Origin of the sequence: Kribbella qitaiheensis (assembly GCF_042657745.1) — a bacterium.
Lineage (GTDB): Bacteria > Actinomycetota > Actinomycetes > Propionibacteriales > Kribbellaceae > Kribbella > Kribbella qitaiheensis.
On the sequence record NZ_JBHSKE010000041.1, the window covers coordinates 88,407 to 108,505 of the forward strand.

The 20,099-nt window shown below is 67.8% G+C and carries 18 protein-coding genes; 7 read left to right on the forward strand and 11 right to left on the reverse strand.

The genetic code is table 11. The features are described 5' to 3' along the window. Positions 1-118 precede the first annotated feature (118 nt). The gene (locus tag ACFPJ1_RS26070; protein ID WP_380107807.1) at positions 119-688 is read left to right on the forward strand and encodes a BBE domain-containing protein; all 570 of its coding nucleotides are present in this window, start codon (positions 119-121) and stop codon (positions 686-688) included. 254 nt (positions 689-942) lie between these two features. Here ACFPJ1_RS26070 and ACFPJ1_RS26075 read toward each other — a convergent pair whose 3' ends face one another. The 7 genes from ACFPJ1_RS26075 to ACFPJ1_RS26105 form a co-directional block, all read right to left on the reverse strand. Beyond that, positions 943-2,373 (reverse strand): GH1 family beta-glucosidase, encoded by a 1,431-nt coding sequence (locus ACFPJ1_RS26075; protein ID WP_380107809.1) that lies wholly within the window; start codon positions 2,371-2,373, stop codon positions 943-945. 87 nt (positions 2,374-2,460) lie between these two features. Further along, the gene (locus ACFPJ1_RS26080; RefSeq protein ID WP_380107810.1) at positions 2,461-3,483 is read right to left on the reverse strand and encodes an ABC transporter ATP-binding protein; all 1,023 of its coding nucleotides are present in this window, start codon (positions 3,481-3,483) and stop codon (positions 2,461-2,463) included. Beyond that, on the reverse strand, positions 3,483-4,529 hold the full coding sequence (locus ACFPJ1_RS26085) for an ABC transporter permease (protein ID WP_380107812.1): 1,047 nt from the start codon (positions 4,527-4,529) through the stop codon (positions 3,483-3,485). The genes ACFPJ1_RS26080 and ACFPJ1_RS26085 overlap by 1 nt, the downstream gene beginning before the upstream one ends. Positions 4,530-4,532: 3 nt before the next feature. Beyond that, the gene (locus ACFPJ1_RS26090) at positions 4,533-5,513 is read right to left on the reverse strand and encodes an ABC transporter permease (protein ID WP_380107814.1); all 981 of its coding nucleotides are present in this window, start codon (positions 5,511-5,513) and stop codon (positions 4,533-4,535) included. Next, complete coding sequence (locus ACFPJ1_RS26095) at positions 5,510-6,577, reverse strand: ABC transporter ATP-binding protein (RefSeq protein WP_380107816.1); 1,068 nt, start codon at positions 6,575-6,577, stop codon at positions 5,510-5,512. Before ACFPJ1_RS26095 ends, ACFPJ1_RS26090 begins: the two co-directional genes overlap by 4 nt. 243 nt (positions 6,578-6,820) lie before the next feature. Continuing rightward, positions 6,821-8,500 carry an ABC transporter substrate-binding protein gene (locus ACFPJ1_RS26100; protein WP_380107817.1) on the reverse strand — a complete coding sequence of 560 codons (1,680 nt, stop codon included), beginning with the start codon at positions 8,498-8,500 and terminating at the stop codon, positions 6,821-6,823. A 187-nt stretch (positions 8,501-8,687) separates the two neighbouring features. Continuing rightward, positions 8,688-9,713 (reverse strand): LacI family DNA-binding transcriptional regulator, encoded by a 1,026-nt coding sequence (locus ACFPJ1_RS26105; RefSeq protein ID WP_380107818.1) that lies wholly within the window; start codon positions 9,711-9,713, stop codon positions 8,688-8,690. Between the two features lie 301 nt (positions 9,714-10,014). Here ACFPJ1_RS26105 and ACFPJ1_RS26110 point away from each other — a divergent pair, with 301 nt between their 5' ends. Together ACFPJ1_RS26110 and ACFPJ1_RS26115 are read left to right on the forward strand one after the other, a co-directional pair. Then, positions 10,015-11,247 (forward strand): ROK family transcriptional regulator, encoded by a 1,233-nt coding sequence (locus ACFPJ1_RS26110; protein ID WP_380107819.1) that lies wholly within the window; start codon positions 10,015-10,017, stop codon positions 11,245-11,247. Positions 11,248-11,403: 156 nt separating this feature from the next. After that, positions 11,404-12,747 carry a GH1 family beta-glucosidase gene (locus ACFPJ1_RS26115; protein WP_380107820.1) on the forward strand — a complete coding sequence of 448 codons (1,344 nt, stop codon included), beginning with the start codon at positions 11,404-11,406 and terminating at the stop codon, positions 12,745-12,747. A gap of 69 nt (positions 12,748-12,816) precedes the next feature. On the opposite strand, the gene ACFPJ1_RS26120 is transcribed toward ACFPJ1_RS26115, so the two are convergent. After that, complete coding sequence (locus ACFPJ1_RS26120; protein WP_380107821.1) at positions 12,817-14,085, reverse strand: family 16 glycosylhydrolase; 1,269 nt, start codon at positions 14,083-14,085, stop codon at positions 12,817-12,819. Between the two features lie 286 nt (positions 14,086-14,371). Here ACFPJ1_RS26120 and ACFPJ1_RS26125 point away from each other — a divergent pair, with 286 nt between their 5' ends. From ACFPJ1_RS26125 to ACFPJ1_RS26135, 3 genes are all read left to right on the forward strand, one after another. After that, complete coding sequence (locus ACFPJ1_RS26125) at positions 14,372-16,267, forward strand: ricin-type beta-trefoil lectin domain protein (RefSeq protein ID WP_380107822.1); 1,896 nt, start codon at positions 14,372-14,374, stop codon at positions 16,265-16,267. A gap of 143 nt (positions 16,268-16,410) precedes the next feature. After that, positions 16,411-17,232 carry a MerR family transcriptional regulator gene (locus ACFPJ1_RS26130; RefSeq protein ID WP_380107824.1) on the forward strand — a complete coding sequence of 274 codons (822 nt, stop codon included), beginning with the start codon at positions 16,411-16,413 and terminating at the stop codon, positions 17,230-17,232. Between the two features lie 5 nt (positions 17,233-17,237). Then, positions 17,238-17,588: a VOC family protein gene (locus ACFPJ1_RS26135; RefSeq protein ID WP_380107826.1), complete on the forward strand. Its 351-nt coding sequence runs from the start codon at positions 17,238-17,240 to the stop codon at positions 17,586-17,588. Positions 17,589-17,720: 132 nt separating this feature from the next. Here the strand turns inward: ACFPJ1_RS26135 and ACFPJ1_RS26140 are convergent, their stop codons facing one another. The 3 genes from ACFPJ1_RS26140 to ACFPJ1_RS26150 all read right to left on the reverse strand — a co-directional run bounded on the left by ACFPJ1_RS26140 (position 17,721) and on the right by ACFPJ1_RS26150 (position 19,312). Continuing rightward, positions 17,721-18,413, reverse strand: a complete 693-nt coding sequence (locus ACFPJ1_RS26140; RefSeq protein WP_380107828.1) for an AlkZ-related protein — start codon at positions 18,411-18,413, stop codon at positions 17,721-17,723. A gap of 56 nt (positions 18,414-18,469) precedes the next feature. Further along, positions 18,470-18,784: an ArsR/SmtB family transcription factor gene (locus tag ACFPJ1_RS26145; protein WP_380107830.1), complete on the reverse strand. Its 315-nt coding sequence runs from the start codon at positions 18,782-18,784 to the stop codon at positions 18,470-18,472. A gap of 93 nt (positions 18,785-18,877) precedes the next feature. After that, the gene (locus ACFPJ1_RS26150; RefSeq protein WP_380107831.1) at positions 18,878-19,312 is read right to left on the reverse strand and encodes a MarR family winged helix-turn-helix transcriptional regulator; all 435 of its coding nucleotides are present in this window, start codon (positions 19,310-19,312) and stop codon (positions 18,878-18,880) included. A gap of 85 nt (positions 19,313-19,397) precedes the next feature. Between ACFPJ1_RS26150 and ACFPJ1_RS26155 the strand changes: the two genes are divergently transcribed. Beyond that, complete coding sequence (locus tag ACFPJ1_RS26155) at positions 19,398-20,036, forward strand: maleylpyruvate isomerase family mycothiol-dependent enzyme (RefSeq protein WP_380107832.1); 639 nt, start codon at positions 19,398-19,400, stop codon at positions 20,034-20,036. Positions 20,037-20,099: the final 63 nt, after the last annotated feature.

The following is a 20,099-nucleotide window of genomic DNA, read 5'->3' on the forward strand; positions in this document are numbered from 1 at the left end:
TTCGTCGGCGCGGTCGGGGATCAGTACCAGGGTGCAGGCGTGTTCGAACCGGGCATTGATCCGGGCGAAACCGTCGGCGGCCTCAAGCATGGCGGCGGTATCACCGGACAATCGGGCGGTGGCGCGAGTCAGGCATGCCTCGGCCCAGTCGTTCTCGGCGGCGGTCGGGGCAGCGGCCGCCAGCCAGCGCTCGGCATCGGGCAGACCTGCGACGACTGCGAGCTCAGCCCCGGCCGCGTGGGCGTACGGCGCCCACCAGAGTTCAGCGAATCCCGCGAAGGCCTACTGCGAGGGCCACTACCTGCGCGAACTCCCCGACGCCGCGATCGACGCTTTCCTTGCTCTGGGCAACGAAGGAGGCGCCCGGCTGGCCATGAACCACGGCGCGATCGCGGACGTGCCGCCCGGAGCGTCGGCGTACAGCCATCGCGACGCACTGGTCGAGTTCACCACCTCGGCCGGCTGGACGGACCCGACCGAGGACGAAGCCAGGATCGAGACCACCCGCCGTTACGCCGCCGGCCTCGAACCGTTCGCCAGCGGCACCTACGTCAACACCCTGGCCGAGGCCGGCACAGCCGCCCTGCGCCGCGTCTACTCCACCCCCGACCTCACCAGACTCACCACCGTCAAAAGCCAGTACGACCCCACCAACGTCTTCCACCGAACCCACAACATCCAGCCATGACGCCCCGTACTACGAACCCGTGGTGCTGGCTGAAGGTGCCCGTCGGCTGCAGGTCGTTCGCAATGGCGTACCGAGCGACAGGAAATGCTCCGCGAGCGAGGCGCACCCACCGCCGACCTCAGCGCAACAAGTCCTGCCACCACCAACCACTTCCTGTCGGTCGGTACACCGATCACCAGTAGATCGCGACGCTTCGGCATTCAGGCGGGATGGCCAGTCAGTTCAGCGGCCGACCGCTTCGCCTTCATCCAGAGTCAGTTGGTGCGGTGTTGTTGGATGAGGTCGCGCAGGTAGAGAGCGCTTTGTTTCGGGGTGCGGGCTTGAGTGTCGTAGTCGACTCGGACGATGCCGAAGCGCTTTTCATAGCCGTAGGCCCATTCGAAGTTGTCGAGGAGGGACCAGGCGAGGTAGCCGCGGATGTCGGCGCCCTGCTTGATCGCGGCGGCGACGGCGGCCAGGTGGGACGAGAAGTAGGCGGTGCGGCCGTCGTCGACGACGTAGCCGTTGGTGTCGGGGGTGTCGTCGAAGGCGGCGCCGTTCTCGGTGACGACCATCGGGAGGCCGGGGTAGTCGCGGCTGATCCGGACCAGCAGGTCGGTGAAGCCCTCCGGCACGATCTCCCAGTCCATCGCAGTACGCGGCTTGTCGAGCGGCAGCGTCCGGCTGATCGGGAGCCCGTTGTCACCGACCGTGCGACCGTTCTCGTCGAACCCGGTGAACTTCTGGCTGAAGTAGTAGTTGACCCCGAGGACGTCGATCGGCGCGGAGATCGTCGGCAGATCGCCTTCCTGCACTGGGATCTCGATACCTTCGGCCGCGAGGTCGGCGATCACGTCGGCCGGGTAGCGTCCGTGCACCAACGGGTCCAGGTACAGCCGTGCGCCCATCCCGTCCGCGCGCCGCGCCGCCTCGAGGTCGGGTTGGGCGTCGCTCGCCGGGTACGCCGTCGCCGCGTTCAGGGTGATCCCGATGTCGATGGCGCGGGGAGCCGCCGCGCGCATCCGCTCGGTGGCCAGGCCGTGTCCGAGTAGCAGGTGGTGCACCGCCGCCACGGCTGCGGGGTAATCCTTCCGGCCGGGCGCGTGGGCGCCGTACGCGTAACCGAGCATCGCCGAGCACCACGGTTCGTTCAGCGTGGTCCAGGTGTTCACCCGGTCGCTCAGCGCATCGAACACGAGCATCGAGTAGTCGGCGAACCGGTACGCCGTGTCGCGTACCGGCCAACCACCGGCATCCTCGAGCTCCTGCGGCAGGTCCCAGTGGTACAGCGTCACCCACGGGTCGATGCCCTGGGCAAGGAGTTCGTCGACCAGGCGGTCGTAGAAGGCGAGGCCGGCGGGGTTGACCGGGCCCGTGCCGTGCGGTTGGACCCGCGGCCAGGACACCGAGAACCGGTACGTGTCCAGGCCGAGGTCCTTGATCAGGGCAACGTCCGCGGGCATCCGGGTGTAGTGCTCGCAGGCGATGTCTCCGGTGTCGCCGTTGTCGATCGCGCCTGGGACCCGGCAGAACGTGTCCCAGATCGACGGGGTCCGGCCGTCGACGTCGACGGCTCCCTCGATCTGGTAGGCGGAGGTGGCGACGCCCCAGCGGAAGTCCGACGGCAGGCCGGCGATCAGCTCCTGCTCGGCCGCCTGTGCGGTGAACGCGACAGTTGAGGTGGTGGGGACAGCTGTTGTGTTCATGGTGAACGTACGGCGCGCGCCGGTGGGCGTGCGCCGTACTGGCTCCCTTCGGGACGGCGCTGGAGAGGGGCGGTGGCGAGGCGAGGGTCAGGCGACCGGGACGCGACCGGGCAGCCAGCAGGCCACCGAGCGGTCCGGGTCGTTCCTGGCCTCGGGAACACCTAGGACGGGGATCTCCGTGGAGCAGCGGTCGAAAGCGTGCGGGCAGCGCGGGTGGAAGGCGCAGCCGCTGGGCATGCCGCGCAGGTCGGGCGGCGACCCGGGGATCCCGGACAGTTGCCGGCGGGGGCCACGCAGGGCGGGGAAGGACTTGAGCAGCCCTTCGCTGTAAGGGTGCAGGGAGTCCTTGTAGAGATCTGCCGACCGGGCCTCCTCGACGATGCGACCGCCGTACATGATCGCGATCCGGTCGGAGAACTCGACCAGCAGGGACAGGTCGTGGGTGATGAACAGCACCGAGAACCCGAGCCGCTCGCGCAGTTCGACCAGCTGGGCCAGGATCTGGCGCTGCATCACCACGTCCAGCGCGGTGGTCGGCTCGTCCATGATCACGACCTGCGGCTCGAGCACGAGCGCCATCCCGATCATCACCCGCTGGCGCATACCGCCGGACAGTTGGTGTGGGTAGGCGTCCATCCGGTCGGCCGAGATACCGACCAGCTTGAGCATCTCCTTGGCCCGGGCGACCCGCGCCTCCTGGCTCAGCTGCGGCTCGTGCGCGCGGATCACGTCGAGCATCTGGGTCGAGACCTTGTGCACCGGGTTCAGCGAGTTCATCGCCCCCTGGAACACGATCGAGGTCTCGGCCCAGCGGAACGCTCGCAGTTCGGCGTTGGTCAGCCCCATCACGTCGTACGAATCGCCGGTCGGCGGGTGGTAGACGACGCTTCCTCCGCTGATCACGCCGGGCGGCGGGAGCAGCCGGGTGACGCCGTACGCGAGGGTGGACTTGCCGCTGCCGGACTCGCCGGCCAGCCCGAGCACCTCACCGCGGTGCAGGGTCAGGGTGACGTCACGGACCGCCTGGACCGCCTCGTCGCCGAGGCCGTAGTCCACGTTGAAGTTCTTGATCTCCAGTACCGGAGCCTTCACTCGATTTGAGGTCTGCATCAGGCGGCACCCTTCGCTTTCTCGGAGGTCTTGCGCACGACCGGGGTGACCGGGGCGTCCTTGCCGGTCGTGCTCAGCACCGGGGTGAAGCCAACCCGCATCTTGACGGTGTGGCCGTCCGTGGTCTTCACCTTGGTGTGCCCGCTGCTGCGCAGCCGCGGGCTGACGAACTCGTCGATGCCGAAGTTGATCAGTGACAGCGCGGTGCCGAGGAACGCGATCGCCAGACCGGCCGGGACGAACCACCACCAGGCGCCCTGGGCGAGGGCCTGCTGGCTCTGCGCCCAGAAGAGGATGGTGCCCCAGTTCCACTCGGAGATGGTCGAGATCCCGATGAAGGCCAGGGTGATCTCGGACATCACCGCGAAGATCACGGTGCCGACGAAGCCCGACGCGATGATCGCGGTCAGGTTCGGCAGGATCTCGACGGTGATGATCCGCCAGGTGCTCTCACCGGTGGCGCGGGCCGCCTCGACGTAGTCCCGCCGTCGCAGCGACAGCGTCTGGGCCCGGAGTATGCGTGCTCCCCAGGCCCATGACGTCAGGCCGATGACGAGGGCGACCATCAGGTCGCCGGCGCTGGGGATGGTGGAGGCCACGATGATGATCAGAGGCAGGGCCGGGATCACCAGGAAGACGTTCGACAACGCGGACAGACTCTCGTCCGCCGCGCCGCCGAGGAAGCCGGAGCTGACCCCGATCAGAACCGACAGCGCGGTCGCGATCACGCCGGCCAGCAGGCCGACGAACATCACCCCGCGGGTGCCGACCAGCACCTGGCTGAAGATGTCCTGGCCCAGGTGGGTGGTGCCGAACCAGTGCTTGCCCGACGGACTCTGGATCAGGTCGCTGCTGCGGGCGGACGGGTCGAACGGCGCGATCCACGGGCCGATGATCGCGATCAGGCAGAAGAAGCCGAGCACGACGAGGCCGGTGGCGGCCTTCGGGTTGGCGACGAACCGCAGCCGCCGGCGCTTGGCCGCGGCGGCCGCGTCGACGGGTCCGTCGGGCGTGGCCGCGACGATGGTGGTGGCTGGTGCGGACATCGGTCAGCCCTCCTTGCGGGTGCGGGGATCGAGCAGCAGATACGCGACATCCGCCACCAGGTTGGCGACCAGGACCGACATCGTGATGACCAGGAAGACGCCCTGCATCAACGGGTAGTCCTTGGAACCGACGGCCTGGAAGAGGTTGTAGCCGATGCCGGGGTAGGAGAAGACGATCTCCACCAGCAGGGTCCCGCCGACGATGAAGCCGAGCGACAGGGCGAACCCGGACACGTTCGGCAGCAGCGCGTTGCGGGCGGCGTAGCTGACCATCACCCGGCGCTCGCTCAGGCCCTTGGCGTGCCCGACGGTGATGTAGTCCTCCGACGCCACCGTGACCATCATGTTCCGCATGCTGAGGATCCAGCCGCTGACCGAGGAGATCAGGATGGTGATCGCCGGCAGCAGGCTGTGCTGGATCGCGCTGGCGATGAACTCGCGGTCCCAGGACGGCACCAGCCCGGGCTCGTAACCGCCCGAGGACGGGAAGAAGCTGTCGGGGCCGGCGAACAGGGTGATGGCGAGCAGCCCGAGCCAGAAGTACGGGATGGACGACAGGAACGTTGTCACCGGCAACAACCCGTCCAGCCAGGAACCACGCCGCCAGCCGGCCAGCACGCCCAGCGACGTCCCGATCATGAAGCTGGCGAAGGTGGTGATGCCGACCAGCGCGATCGTCCACGGCAGGCTCTGCTTGAGAATCTCCGAGACCGGCGTGGGGAAGAAGGTGAACGACAACCCGAGGTCGCCGTGGAAGATCTGGCCCCAGTAGTCGACGTACTGGCTCCACAGGCTGGCGTTCTTGTCCAGGCCGAAGAGCACGTAGAGCGAGTTGATCGCCTCGGTGCTCATCTGGCCCTGGAACTTGTTGATCAGCGAGGTGACCGGGTCACCCGGGATCATCCGCGGGATGAAGAAGTTGATCGTGATCGCGGCCCACGCGGTGAACAGGTAGAACACGATCCGCTGCAGCAGGAACTTCACTTCGCGGCTCCTTCCTCGTAGAGCCAGCAGGCCGCCCAGTGCTCGGTACCGGAGTCGACCACCGGGAGCTCGAAGCGAGGCGGCAGGTCGGTGGAGCACTTCGGCATCGCGTGCACGCAGCGCGGGTGGAACCGGCAGCCGGTCGGCGGCGCGATCAGGCTCGGCGGCTCACCGCCCGCTCCGTCCTCGGGCGCGTCCTTCGGATCGCCGACCCGGTCCAGCCGGTCGGGGTCCGGCGCGCTCTCGATCAGCAGCCGGGTGTACGGGTGGGCGGGGTTCTGCGTGACCGTTTCGGAGTCGCCGCCCTCGACCATCCGGCCGGCGTACATCACCATCGTCTCGTCGGCGAAGTAGCGCGCGGACGCGATGTCGTGGGTGATGTAGAGGATGGCGAGGTTGAGCCGCTCCTTCAGGTCCCGCAGCAGGTTCAGCACGCCGAGCCGGATCGACACGTCCAGCATCGACACCGGCTCGTCGGCGAGCAGTGCCTCTGGGTCGGCGCCGAGCGCGCGGGCGATCGACACCCGCTGGCGCTGGCCGCCGGACAGTTCGTGCGGGAACTTGTCCAGGTAGCGCTCGGGCGGGGTGAGTTGCACGCGCAGCAGCAGGTCGTTGAGGTTCTGTTCCAGCTCGGCGGACGTCTTGCCCGCGCGGCCGTGGATCTTGAGCGACCGGGTCAGGTGGTAGCGCACCGTGTGGACCGGGTTCAGCGAGGCGAACGGGTCCTGGAAGATCATCTGCACCTGGCGGCAGTACGCGCGGAACTTGCGCCCGCCGTGCACGGTGACCGACTTGCCGTGCAACCGGATGTCGCCGTCGGTGCGGGAGTACAGCTGGGCCAGCAACCGCGCGACGGTGGACTTGCCCGAGCCGGATTCGCCGACAAGCGCGGTGACCCGGCCCCGGCGAAGCGTCAGCCGGATGTCGTCCACCGCGTGCACCGCTTTGCGCTCCTTGGTGAACAGGTCGCGCAGGCCCCGCCGGACGGGGAAGTGTTTGGTGAGGCCCTCGGCCTCGAGTACCACGTCGCCGGTGGTCACCGGGTCTGTCTGGGTCGCCGTCATGACGTTGGGAACTCCTAGCTTGATCGCGGCACCGCGGCCGGGACCCCCAGGTGGAGGAGTCCCGGCCGCGACGATTCCTGAAGCCACATGCGCCGGGCCTCCGCACGTCGTCTCCCCCGCCCAGGCAGGCACCTCGCTGCGTTGGAGAACCGTCCACGATGCTCCGCATCGAGGACGCTTCTCCGCCTTGCGATGCACCCACCTGGACGGCGGAGCCAACGCACGGAGTCCCGGCCCATCTGGCTAGGCGCCTGCGGGCTTCAGGTTCAGGACGATCTGGAGTGCGTTCTGCTGCGTCGGCTGGGCCGGAGCGTACTGGTTCTGCTCGTCCGGCCAGCCTTCCCAGTTCTTGGTGCTGTAGAGGCCGCCGACGTTGGACGCCGAGGTCGGGATGACGGGCATCTGGTCGACCATGATCTTCTGCAGCGTGTTCAGCGCGGCGGTGCGAGCCGCGTCATCGGTGGCGTTGGCGTACTCGTCCAGCGCCTTGGTCGCCTCGGCGTTGCTGAACCGGCCGTAGTTACCGCTGACCTTGCCGGTGCCGACGGGCTTCAGGATCTTGCCGTCCATGATGTTCTGGTAGATGTCGTACGGCGTCGAGCCACCGTTGGTCCAGTGCATCGCGGCGTCGAAGTTGCCCTCGTCGATGGCCTTGAACCAGGCGTCCTGGTTCGCCTTGTCGACGGTGGCCTTGATCCCGATCGTGGACAGGTTGTCCTTGATGATCTCGAGGTCGGTGATGTAGTCGGACCAGCCGGCCGGGTCGGTCAGCGTGATCGTGACGGGCTTGCCGGACGGGTCCTTCAGCACGTCGCCCTCGAGCTTGAAGCCGGCCGAGGCGAGCTCGGCCTTGGCGCCGTCCACGTCCACCGAGTGCAACTTGTCCTTGAACTCCGGCGCGATGAAGGACTCACCGGCCGGGGTCGGGATACCGGTGACGGACTCGACCTTCGGGTAGAAGTAGCCGGCCTCACCCTGCACGAAGATGTCGTCGCGGCTGATCACCTTGTCCATCGCACGCCGCAGAGCGGGGTTGTCGAAGGGCTTCTTGGTGGTGTTGATCCACAGACCGTGGATGCCGAGGTTCGCCGGGAACCAGAGCTTGTGGTGCGCCGGGTCCTTGTCCTGGTAGACCGCCTTGACGTTCGGGACGAAGACGAAGCTCCACTCCGAGGCGCCGTTGGCCAGCGCGGTGGTCTGCGCGTTGTTGTCGTTGTACGACGTGTACCGCAGCTCCTTGACCTTCGGGAGCTCCTGCCAGTACGAGTCGCGCAGCTCGAGCGTCGTGGTCTGCGGGGTGAACGACTTCAGCTTGTACGGGCCGGTGCCGATCGGGTTCTTGATGGTGTCCTGGGTCGGGTCCTTGAGCGTGGACCACTGGGCCTTCGGCACCACGAAGACGGTGAGCACCTTGTTCTGGTTCACGAACTGCGACCGGGTGAAGGTCAGGTCCACCTTGTTGCCCGACGCGGTGATGGTGCCGTAGGGGATCGCGTCACCGTTCAGGCCCTCGTTGTCCTTGCGGAGCTGGAACGAGTAGGCGACGTCGTCGGCGGTCATCGGCGTACCGTCGGTGAACTTGACGCCGTCGCGGATGGTGAGCGAGAGCTTGGTGAAGTTGTCGGCCCACTTCCACTCGGTGGCCAGCCACGGCTTGCCGGCCTCGGCCGGCTTGATGCCGTTGATCATCACCAGCGGTTCGTAGATCATCCAGCGGTAACCCAGCGACGCGCCCGACGACGAGCTGAGGAACGGGTTGTGGTTCTCCGTCTGCGGGCCGTTCGGCATGCCCACGTTCAGCACCGTGGTGGTACTGGTTGAGCCGGCGGTTTCGTTGTTTCCATCCCCGTTGCTGCAGGCAGCAAGTGTGACTGCCGCGAGCAGGCCCGTGAGGGCTAGCGCGACTGAGCGTCGAGCTCGCATCGTTCCTCCTGTGTTTCGTCCAACTGGTTGGCGGATGACTGTCGGATGACTGTCGGGTGGAGCCTGGGGGGCCTTCGCATCGTGCCGTGAAAGCGCTCTCATGGGAATATCGGCGGCGCTAACAGATCGGTATCGGTGTCTTTTGTCCGAGCGGCGGGGCAGGGGCAGCTACCCCGCCGCCGGGGTCCTAGGTGTGCTGAGCTGGGCGGGCGGACGCGGGGGCGGTTGAGCTGCGGACGATCAGCGTCGTCGGCAGCACTTTGGGCTCCTCGGACAGCGGCTGGCCGCCGAAGTAGCCCATCAGCATCCGGGCCGCCGCCTGACCCATCTGGCGCATCGGCTGATGCACCGTGGTCAGCGGCGGTTCGGTGTGCTGGGCGTAGGGGATGTCGTCGAAGCCGACCACCGACACGTCGTTCGGAACGTTCCGCCCGGTCTCCCGGACGGCCTGGATGGCGCCACCGGCGGACAGGTCGTTGTGCGCGAAGATCGAGTCGAACTTCAGGCCTGCGTCGAGTGCCTGCTGGACGCCTCGGCGGCCGCAGTCGTGGGTGAAGTCGCCTTCGAAGACGAGCCGTGGGTCCAGCTCGATGCCGGCCGCCGCATAGGTATCGCGGAAACCGTCCAGACGTTCGTGGGTGCAGCCGAACCAGCCCACGCCGGTGATTACCAGCGGCCGGTGCCGGCCGAGCTCCAGCAGATGCTGGGCCGCGGCCGCGCCGCCGGCGCGGTTGGTGGTGGCGACGGACGGGAACAACGGCTGCTTGGCCCGGTCGTCGATCAGTACGACGGGCAGCCCGCGGGAGTGCAGTTGTTCGATGTAGGCGAGCGCGCCTTCCGGCTCGATCACCAGCAGGCCGTCGAAGGACTGCGCCGAGACCTGGGAGGCGAACTGCTGCATGGATTCCTCACCCCGGTTGCAGGTGAACAGCAGCAGGCCGTAGCCCTCGGACTCGACCACATCCACCGCGCCTTGCAGCACCTCGCCCATCCAGGGCCAGGTGAGCGAGGGAACCAGCATCCCGACGATCCGGGTCCGGCCACGGGCGAGGCCGACGGCGCGGGCGCTGGGCACGTAGCCGAGCTCCGCGATCACCTGGCGAACCCGCTCGGCGGTGCGGAGGTCGAGCTCGCCCTTGCCGTTGAGGACGCGCGAGACGGTGGTCTTGCTGACTCCGGCTCGGGCCGCGACGTCGGCGATGGTGATCGACACTTCAGCTCCCCTCGGGCGGTCGGGGCGTGGGCGGGCCTTCTGTTGCCGGTGTGTGAACGCGCTGTTCGGAACCGGTTTCGGAAGCGGTTCCGTAGAGTGAAGCGGAGTGAGTCAGGTCACGTCAATCACGGCGGGATAACGAAACCAGGCCTAAGTTCACGATTTGTAGGAAGTCCGCCGCGCTGGTGTGCTCCAGCCCTTCCGGTCCGGTCCTGGTGCATGATGGACTTCGGGATGCGGGATCGATTTCAGCGGTCCGCACGAGCTGTCGGCGGCACTTTCAAGGGCGGGGTCACACGAAATGGATGTACGTCGGACCACTGTGCGCGACATGCGCCGGTCCAACCGCTCCGTGATCCTGACCAGCATCTACCGCGACGGCCCGCTCAGCCGTTACGAACTGGGCCACCAGACCTCCTTGAGCGCCGCGAGCGTCAGCAACCTGGTCGGCGAACTGCTGGACGAAGGTGTCGTCGAGGAGGCCGGGTCGGTCGAGTCCGACGGCGGTCGGCCGCGCGTACTGCTGCGGGTCGCCCCGACCTTCGGGTATGTCGTCGGGGCGGAAGTGGGGGAGACCCGCGTCCGGGTTGAGCTTTTCGACCTTGCGATGAAGGTGCTCGCGACAGAGGTCTACCCGATCGAGACGGCGAAGCCTGCTCCCGAACTGGCCGTGAAGTACGTGCTGCAAGGCCTCAACGCGGTGATCGGCGAGGTGGGAATCTCGCCCGGGCAGGTCCTCGGCATGGGGGTCGCGGTCGCGGGTGTTGTCGAGGGGCCCGCGGATGCGGTCGTCCACGCGCAGACGCTCGGCTGGGACGCCGTACCGCTGGGTGCGATGCTCGCCGCCGGGACCGACATCCCGATCCAGGTCGACAACGGCGCGAACACCCTCGGCCAGGCCGAGATGTGGTTCGGCGCCGGCCGCGGTGCGACCGATGCCGTGGTGGCACTGGTCGGCTCTGGCGTCGGCGCGGCCCTTGTCACGGGTGGAACCAGCTACCGCGGCACCCGCAGCAGCGCCGGCGAGTGGGGCCACACGACGATCGTGTACGGCGGTCGCCAGTGCAGGTGTGGTGCCGAAGGATGCCTGGAGGCGTACGTCGGCGCCGAGGGCGTGCTCGAGCGGTTCCAGCTAGCCAACGGCGGACAGCCCGCACCGGGTGGCGACGAGGAGGCGGCCTTCATCGGCCTGCTCGACTCGGTCGGTACGTCGGAGGTCGCGGCCAAGGTGGTCGAGGACACCATCGGGTACCTCGGCGCGGGATTCGCCAACCTGGTGAACCTCGTCAACCCGGAGCGGATCGTGCTTGGCGGCTGGTCCGGGCTGTTGCTGGGCGAGCGGTACCTCCCGCAACTCCGCGAGGCCGTCGGCAAGCACGCACTCCGTCAGCCGTACGCCCAGGTCACCATCGAGCTGTGCGAGCTCGGCCGGGACGCCGTGGCGATGGGCGCCGCCACCCTGCCGGTACTCCGCCTCCTCCGCGAAGGCGGCGCCACCCCGCGCGAACCAGGCCTCATCGCCCGAGCCCGCTGACGCCACGCCGCCGCTCAGGCCGCCCGCCTCCCGCTAAGCGCCGCGCCGGCCGCTGACGGCGGTCGTCTCGTCCCGGAACGCGGCTGTCTGCTTCTGCGGGTTCAGGACTTCAACTATCCTTTGAAGAAACCTACTTCTACCCCTTGGGGGTCACCGATGGTCGAGCTCTCCCCGCTCCGGCAGGACTTCGTCTGGGGTACCGCCACGTCGGCGTACCAGATCGAAGGCGCGATCGACGCCGACGGCCGGTTGCCGTCGATCTGGGACACCTTCTGCCGGGTGCCCGGTGCGATCGACAACGGCGACACCGGTGACGTCGCGTGCGACTCGTACCACCGCTGGCCGGAGGATCTCGCCCTGCTGAAGCAGCTCGGGGTGGACGCGTACCGCTTCTCGATCGCCTGGCCGCGGGTGATCCCCACCGGCTCCGGCGCCGTGAACGCGCCCGGTCTGGACTACTACGACCGGATGGTCGACGATCTGCTTGCCGAGGGCATCAAACCGTTCGTCACCTTGTACCACTGGGATCTGCCGCAGGCGTTGCAGGATCTCGGCGGCTGGGAGAACCGCGACACGGCCTACCGGTTCGCGGAGTACGCGGGGGTCGTCGGCGCGAAGCTCGGCGACCGGGTCCGCGACTGGGTGACCCTGAACGAGCCGTTGTGCTCGGCCTGGATCGGCCACTGGGAAGGGCGGATGGCGCCGGGCATCAAGGACCCGGCGATCGCGGTGCGCGCGTCGTACAACCTGATGCTGGCGCATGGTCTCGGAGTGGCAGCGCTGCGCGAGTCCGCGCCGGAGCCCCCGTCGGTCGGGCTCGTCGTCAACCTCAGCCCGTGCGAGCCGGCGAGCGCCGGCGCCGCCGACATCCGCGCGTCGCAGATCGCCGACGGCCACATCAACCGCTGGTGGCTTGACCCGCTGTTCGGCCGCGGCTTCCCGGCGGACATGACCGAGGCGTACGGCGTGGAGCTTCCCGAGCAGCCGGGTGACGCCGAGATCATCGCGGCGCCGACGGATTTCGTCGGGTTGAACTACTACTTCCGCCAGCTCATCAAGGCCGACGAATCCGTTCCTGTGCTGGGATTCAGCCAGGTCGAGGGCCCGAATCCCGAGCACACGATGCTCGACTGGGAGGTCCACCCGGCCGGTCTCGAGGAGCTGATCCTCCGGCTGACCAAGGAGTACGGCGCCGAGAAGATCTACATCACCGAGAACGGTTCCGCCTGGGTCGACTCACCCGACGCGTCCTTCAACGTCGACGACACCGACCGAACCGCTTATCTGGAAGGCCATCTGGCCGCCTGCGTCCGCGCCGTCGAACAGGGCGCCCCGCTGGCCGGCTACTTCGCCTGGTCCCTGATGGACAACTTCGAGTGGGCTTACGGGTACGCCCCACGCTTCGGCCTCGCGCACGTCGACTACCCGACCGGCAAGCGCGTCATGAAAACCAGCGGCAAGACCTACACCAACCTGATTCAAACCCACCGCGCCCCCTGACCCACCCACCTCCTCCTCTCGGGGGTTACCCCCGAGAGGAGGCCGAACGGGGTTGGGGTGCTGGAAGGGCTAGATGGTCCACTTCTGGGCTGGGGAGCCGTTGCAGGTCCAGATCTGTAGGCGGTTGCCGTTGGCGGCGTTGCCGGACGGGATGTCTACGCATTTGTTGGCTTGCGGGTTCACCAGGTCGTGGGCGCCGGTGTAGGTGAACTGCTGGGCCGCGTTGCCGCTGCAGGTGGCTATCTGGAGCTTGGTGCCGTCGGCGGTTCCGCCTCCGGCGACGTCCAGGCACTTGCCGAGGGCGCGGATCGTGCCGTCACCCGGACGGGTCCACTGCTGGGCGCCGGAGCCGTTGCAGTCGTACAGCTGGACCGGCGTACCGTCGGCCGAGTTCGCGGCGGCGACATCCATGCACTTGCCGAGCGCCGTGATCTGGCCGCCACCACCTCCGCCTCCGCTGAGGCTGCTGACCCGGACGTAGTCGACCGTCATCGTCTGCGGCATCTGCGTGCTGCCGTCGGGGTAGCCCGGCCAGTAGCCGCCGACCGCGACGTTCATGATCATGAAGAACGGGTGGTTGTAGACCCAGGTCTTGCCGCCGAGGTCGGCCGGAGTACGCCGCTGGTACTGGACTCCGTCGACGTACCACGTGATCGAGTTCGGCTCCCAGTCGACCGTGTAGGTGTGGAACCCGTTCCTGAACGGCTGTCCGTTGGGCGAGTTGTACGCCGCGCCGATCCCGCCGGCGCCGGAGTAGCCCGGCCCGTGGATGGTGCCGTGCACGATGTTCGGCTCCCGGCCGATGTTCTCCATGATGTCGATCTCGCCGTCGGTCGGCCAGTTGCCGCCGCCGAGCATCCAGAAGGCGGGCCAGACCCCTTGGGTGCCGGGGATCTTGATCCGCGCCTCGAAACGCCCGTACGTCTGGGTGAAGGTCTGGGCGGTGAGCAGCCGGGCCGACGTGTACTGGCAGGGGCCGTAGTGGCAGGTGAAGCCGCCGCTCTCCTGGCGCGCCGTGATCACCAGGTTTCCGGCGCCGTCCTTGGCGGCGTTGCGGGTGCTGTTGGTGTAGTACTGCCGCTCGTCGTTGCCCCAGCCGGAGCCACCGATGTCGTAGCGCCACTTGCTGGAGTCCGGCGCCTGGCCGGACGGGCCGTCGAAGTTGTCCTCCCAGATGGTCGGACCCACTGCCGTGGCAGCCATCGGAACACCCGGGTGAGCGGAATCGGCGGCCGTAGTACCGGCAGTTGCGGAGGATTGGAGCAGAGCGGTGCCGAGCAGTGCGGCGCCGGCCGCGAGCAGGGCGGTGGTTCGGAATCGGGGACGCTGGAACCTCATGCGTGCCTCATTTCTCGTTCGGCCGGACGGTCGATAGTCCGGCCGTGGGGGCGGGGGCGGGACTGGAACGAGACAGGGAATCGCTGGGAGGCAGCTTGGTGTGAGAACGCTCCCACGTCAAGACCAGGCATAAATATAAGACGTGAAAAAAGTCTCGCCGTGGCGTTGACACCGCCCTGTACCGATGGTTACCTCGTGGTGACCACCTGTTGCGGCGCGGGCAGACGCCGACACACGGGGTCCCATCCGCCCTGTGAAAGCCCTTGAGCAAAAGGGAGATTCCGCCATGCCCCCGAACGGGACCTCACGCCGCGGCACTCGCCGCCGACGCCTTCTTCCTGCCCTGGCAGGGCTCGCCACCCTGTGCGTGACCGCGACCGGTCTGAGCATCGGCACCTCGCAGCCCGCGCACGCCGCGGGTGAGCAGGTGAACGTCTGGCTGACCACGACGAACGACGCCGGCGGCCGGAACGTGACGCGCGGGCTGCAGCAGCAGACCCCGGTCAACTTCGGCCCGGCCGGCGGCAGCGCGAACCAGACCGTCAACGTCAACGAGAACACGACGTACCAAACGTTCGAGGGTGGTGGCGCGTCCTTCACCGACAGCGCCGCCTGGCTGCTGAACAGCAGCAACACGATCACCGCCGCGACCCGCAACCAGGTGATGAAGGACCTGTTCGACCCGGTGAACGGCATCGGCCTGGCCTTCACCCGCAACCCGATGGGGGCCTCGGATCTGGCTCGGTTCAACTACTCCTACGACGACACCTGCTGCGACCTGAACGACTTCAGCATCAACCATGACCTGGCGGACGTGGTCCCGCTGACCAAGCAGGCGAAGCAGTTGAATCCGGCGCTCAAGGTCAAGGGCGCGCCGTGGAGCGCGCCGGCCTGGATGAAGGACAACAACAAGTTCACCAACCGCGGCTGGCTCAAGGCGGAGTACTACCCGCTCTACGCGCAGTACTTCGTGAAGTACGTCCAGCAGAACGCGGCGCAGGGGCTCAAGATCGACTACGTGTCGGTGCAGAACGAGCCGACCTGCTGCGGTACGGACGACACCGGCTACGCGTCGATGAACTGGAACGGCGCCGGGCTGCTGAACTTCACCAAGAACCACCTCATCCCGGCGTTCCGGGCGGCCGGGATCACGACGAAGGTGCTGATCCTCGACTACAACTGGGGCAACTACAACGACCTCGGCTCCGTCCCGCTCGCGGATGCCGGGCTCCGCAACGACCCGCTGTTCGGCGGTATCGCCTGGCACGGGTACGGCGGTGACGTGAACCTGCAGACGACGGTGCACAACCAGTACCCGGCCGTGAACCACTACATGACCGAGCACTCCGGCGGCACCTGGATCGCGAACCAGCAGACCGAGGACATGAACAACCTGATCGACTACACCCGGAACTGGAGCAAGTCCTGGGTCAAGTGGAGCCTCGGCCAGGACCAGAACATGCTTCCGTACGTCGGTGCCGGGTGCAACGTGTGCACCGGGCTCGTCACCATCCAGCGCGGCGGCGCCCGGGCCGGCCAAGTCGACAAGACCGTCGAGTACTACACGATGGGTCACCTGACCAAGTTCGTGAAGCCCGGTGCGGCGCGGATCCAGTCCGACGCGAACAACTCGGTGAAGAACGTGGCGTGGAAGAACCCGGACGGGTCGAAGGCGCTGATCGCCTACAACACCACCGGTGGCTCGCAGTCGGTGCGGGTGAACTGGGGCAACCAGTCCTTCGTCTACACCCTGCCCACCAAGACCTCGGCGACCTTCACCTGGTCCGGCCAACAGAGCGGTGGCGGCGGTGGTCAGATCACCGGTCTGGCCGGCAAGTGCATCGACGTCGCCGGAGCGAACAGCGCCGATGGCACCGTTGTCGACCTGTACGACTGCAACGGTACGGTGGCCCAGCAGTGGACCCGGCCCGGTGACGGCACGGTCCGCGCGCTCGGCAAGTGCCTCGACGTCAGCGCCGGTTCGACCGCCGACGGCGCCAAGGTGCAGCTGTACTCGTGCAACGGCAGTGCTGCTCAGCAGTGGACCTATACGAGTGGGCGGGATCTGGTGAATCCACAGGCGAACAAGTGCCTCGATGTCACCGGCAACAACTCCGCGAACGGCACGCCGCTGCAGATCTGGTCCTGCACAGGCGCCGCGAACCAGAAGTGGAACGTCTGACCACCCACGGACCGGGTGTCCGCACGGGGACACCTCCGGATCGACCGTCACCGCGCCCCCGGTGGCGGTCGATCCGCGTCCGGCCGGGTGATTTTCGGGAGGGGGTTTGACCCTCCGGTCGCCGGAGGGTAGAGGCTGTGGTCATGACCGCGTCGGTGACCATCGGTGAGTTCTCCCGGCTCACACATCTGAGCGTGAAGACGCTGCATCACTACCACGAGATCGGCCTGCTCGCCCCGGCCCGGATCGACCCATCCTCGGGGTACCGACGGTACGAGACCACCCAGGTCCCGACCGCGCAGCTGATCCGCCGGCTCCGGGATCTGCAGATGCCGCTGGCCCAGGTCCGCTCAGTGGTCGAGGCGCCAGACGTCGCATCCCGGGATCAGGCGCTGCGGCAACACCTGGACCAGATGGAGCACGAGCTCGTCCACACCCGCGAGGTGGTCGCGTCGCTCCGGTCGATGCTGACGTTGCCGATCTCGGACTTCTCCGTCGAGTACCGGTTCGTACCTGCCTTCCGCGCGTACTCCTTGTCCGAGCGGGTGGAGAGAACGCGGATCGACGAGTGGTGCGAGACCACCTTCGGCCTGCTGGGCGAGATCGCCGGCACGCAGGGGATCACGGCGACGGCGGGAGCGACGTACAGCGACGAGTTCTTCACCGAGGATATCGGCGAGGTGGTCGGGTTCCTGCCGGTGGCGCCGAACCAGCCGGCGATCGAGCGCGTCGGGCTGGTCGACCTGCCGGCCTCGTTCTTCGCGGTGACCGTGCACGAAGGGCCGTTCACCGACTTCGACCGCACCTACGGCGCCCTCGGCAGCCACGTCGCGGAGTACTGCGAGATCGCGCCCGGACCGATCCGCGAGCTGTACGTCGTGGGCCCGGGCGACAACGCCAGCCCCGACGACTTCCGTACCGAGATCTGCTGGCCGATCCAGCGGATCCCCACTCCGAAAGGTTGATTCCCATGCCCATCATTCTCGAGCACGTCACCTTTGACTGCGCCGACGCCGCCGCGCTGGCCGGCTTCTGGGCCCAGGTGATGTCCCAGCAGGTCGATGCTGACGGCAACGAGTTCTTCGCCACGGTGAACAAGGCGGGCGACGGACCGGCGCTGATGTTCATCCAGGTACCGGAGGAGCGGGCCGGCAAGAACCGGCTGCACCTCGACCTCGCGACCGCCGACTGGGCCGCCGAGGTGGACCGGATCGTCGGGCTGGGCGCCAAGCGGGTCGGCGAGTACGACGAGTACGGCGCGCACTGGGTCACCCTCGCCGACCCGGAAGGCAACGTCTTCGACCTCGCCGAGATCCGCTGACTCGTTGACGGATCCGTTGACTCCCTGACGCGCTGGGCACCCCACTTCGGCCCGCCGCGTCAGGTACTTCCGGCCTGGTAGGGGCGGCCGTGCAGCGTCAGGAAGTAGTGGATTGGTGGCGGTGGACCGGCGTCAGGAAGTGATGGGTTGGTAGCGGCGGCCGTCTGAGGTCGCGCGGTCGGTGTCGACCAGTTCGTCGAGGAGCTCGCGGGCCTGCGGTGTGGACCAACGGAAGGCGCGGGCCAGTTCGGCGGGGGAGGTGTCGAGCATCGTGTCGAGGTACTGCACGGTCGCCTGGCTGTGATCGCGGCGGCCGCCGACGTCGAATTGCTCGCAGGTCAGCGTCAGGAGCGCGGCGGGCCACCCGTTGCTGGACTCGTCGACGCCCGCCGTGGTGACGAGCAGATTGCGCTGCAGTTCAGCGATCGCTCGCTGGTACCTGTTGCGGTCGCCGAGCAGGGATCGCAGGGCGGCACTCGAGAGGGGCTCCACCGCCAGGGCTGCGGCGATCTCGTGCGCCGCTGGTGACAACTCGAGTTCCTCGTGGTCGTCGAGCTCGCCCGCTCCCGGATAGAGGACGGCCAGGAGCGCGGGCGACAGGAACGAGCCCCGCCCGCCGAGGTAAGCGCCGTACCAAGCCAGTCCGCGGCGGGGGAGTTCGTCCTTCCAGCTCCAGACCTTCTGCTCGTTCTCGCCCATGCCGGTGCCGAACGGCTCGTCATCCTCGCCGGCGACGGCCTCCCACAAAGAAGGGCCGATCGGCCGCGGTGCCGGGAAGAGCAGCGCGAAGCCGACGTCCTCCACGAACTTGCCGGCTCTCTGCACAGAGCCGACCCGGCGGCCCCGCACCCACCATCGGCGAGCGCGCTGTTCTTCAGGAGTCACTGGTCGTCGCTCATCCGGTCGAGGTGGGATTCCAGCGCGTCCAGGCGGTCGCGCCACAGATCGCGGTACGGCTCCAGCCAGGCGTCGATCTCGGCGAGAGGCGCCGGCCGGAGGCGATACCACCGGCGCTGGGCGTCCTGACGTACGTCGACCAGCCCGGCGTCGCGCAGTACCTTCAGGTGCTTCGACACGGCGGGCTGACTGAGCGCGAGTTGCTCGACCAGTTCCCCGACCGGCCGCTCGCCCCCGCGGAGCAGGTCGAGGATCTCCCGCCGCCGCGGCTCGGCGAGCACCTCGAACGTAGTTGCCATACCAGGAATATAACCGCCTGAGCTGCTCGTGACCCATCCAGATCACCTTGCGGCGCGAGGGCGGGGTGGCCGATGGGCAGTCGGCTTGGGTGGCTAGGCGTACGGGTCTGTGATCTCTCGCAAGGAGGTCAGGGCTTTGCGGAGCTGGGCGGCTTGAGCGGCACCGAGGTGGGCGGTCCATTCGGCTTCGACCTCGGCGACGACTGCGTCGGCGACGGGCATCGTCCGGTGTCCCCGCTCAGCGATCTGGACCAGGCGGGCCCTGGCGTCCGTCGGGTCCGGGACACGGCGGACGTAGCCCGAGCGCTCAAGCTGATCGACGAGGAATCCGGCCGTCTGCTTGGTCACCCGGGCCTGTTCGGCGAGCTCGGTCAGCCGCGTGCCGTCCTGACCGATCCGCTGGAAGATGCGCGCCTGCGCCGGGGTGAAGTCGTCGAACCCCGCTGCCCTGAGTGCATCGAACACCCGGTTCTCCAGCGCGCGGTACGGGATGAACAGCAGCAATCCGAGATTCAGGTCGTCCGGCACCTCCCCATCTTGACCGGTAGTCAGAGAAGCTGTCTAATATGGTCAGAGAGGCTTACTAGATCGTCGCGAATATCTGGGGGCAGATGTGGAAGTTGAGCAGATCTGGCGGTACGTCGACTCCGAGCGCGCGAGTCTCGCCGAATTCCTGTCCGGGCTGAGCGCCACCGAGTGGACTACACCCTCCCTGTGCTCGGGTTGGACCGTCCAGGCGGTCGCCGCGCACGTGATCTCCTCGCCGCAGGTTCGCGCTTGGCCGGTAGTGGTCGGGCTGATCCGGACCAGGGGCGACTTCAACCGGCTCATCCTCGAGGAAGGCCAGCGCGCGGCCGCGTCGTACTCACCCGAGCAGATCGTCGCGCAGTTCCACCAGTACGCCGGATCGCGCCGCCACCCACTCGGTACGACGCCGGCGGATCCGCTGCTCGACGTGCTGATCCACGGCCAGGACATTGCCGTACCGCTCGGTCGCCACCGCGAGATGCCGCCAGAAGCAGCCAGGGTCGCGGCTGACCGCATCTGGATGAAGTCCTTCCCGTTCAAGGCCCGCAAACGCCTGGCCGGGGTCCGCCTGGTCGCCACCGACATCACCTGGACCGTCGGCCAGGGCCCCGAGATCCGCGGCCCCATCTCTGCCCTACTGCTCCTCCTGACCAACCGCCCCACCCCAGCCCACTCCCACCTATCCGGACCCGGCCTACCCACCCCTCACCCCACCTCCTCCTAACCCCGGCACCCAGCCCAGACCACCCCTACCCGGCGCAGGCCCGACCACCCCGCATGCGGGCAG

Coding starts and splice junctions, on each gene's coding strand:
- ACFPJ1_RS26075 (WP_380107809.1), bottom strand. CDS start 2,373: ATGAACACAACAGCTGTCCCCACCACCTCAACTGTCGCGTTCACCGCA.
- ACFPJ1_RS26080 (WP_380107810.1), bottom strand. CDS start 3,483: ATGCAGACCTCAAATCGAGTGAAGGCTCCGGTACTGGAGATCAAGAAC.
- ACFPJ1_RS26085 (WP_380107812.1), bottom strand. CDS start 4,529: ATGTCCGCACCAGCCACCACCATCGTCGCGGCCACGCCCGACGGACCC.
- ACFPJ1_RS26095 (WP_380107816.1), bottom strand. CDS start 6,577: ATGACGGCGACCCAGACAGACCCGGTGACCACCGGCGACGTGGTACTC.
- ACFPJ1_RS26100 (WP_380107817.1), bottom strand. CDS start 8,500: ATGCGAGCTCGACGCTCAGTCGCGCTAGCCCTCACGGGCCTGCTCGCG.
- ACFPJ1_RS26110 (WP_380107819.1), top strand. CDS start 10,015: ATGGATGTACGTCGGACCACTGTGCGCGACATGCGCCGGTCCAACCGC.
- ACFPJ1_RS26115 (WP_380107820.1), top strand. CDS start 11,404: ATGGTCGAGCTCTCCCCGCTCCGGCAGGACTTCGTCTGGGGTACCGCC.
- ACFPJ1_RS26120 (WP_380107821.1), bottom strand. CDS start 14,085: ATGAGGTTCCAGCGTCCCCGATTCCGAACCACCGCCCTGCTCGCGGCC.
- ACFPJ1_RS26125 (WP_380107822.1), top strand. CDS start 14,372: ATGCCCCCGAACGGGACCTCACGCCGCGGCACTCGCCGCCGACGCCTT.
- ACFPJ1_RS26130 (WP_380107824.1), top strand. CDS start 16,411: ATGACCGCGTCGGTGACCATCGGTGAGTTCTCCCGGCTCACACATCTG.
- ACFPJ1_RS26135 (WP_380107826.1), top strand. CDS start 17,238: ATGCCCATCATTCTCGAGCACGTCACCTTTGACTGCGCCGACGCCGCC.
- ACFPJ1_RS26145 (WP_380107830.1), bottom strand. CDS start 18,784: ATGGCAACTACGTTCGAGGTGCTCGCCGAGCCGCGGCGGCGGGAGATC.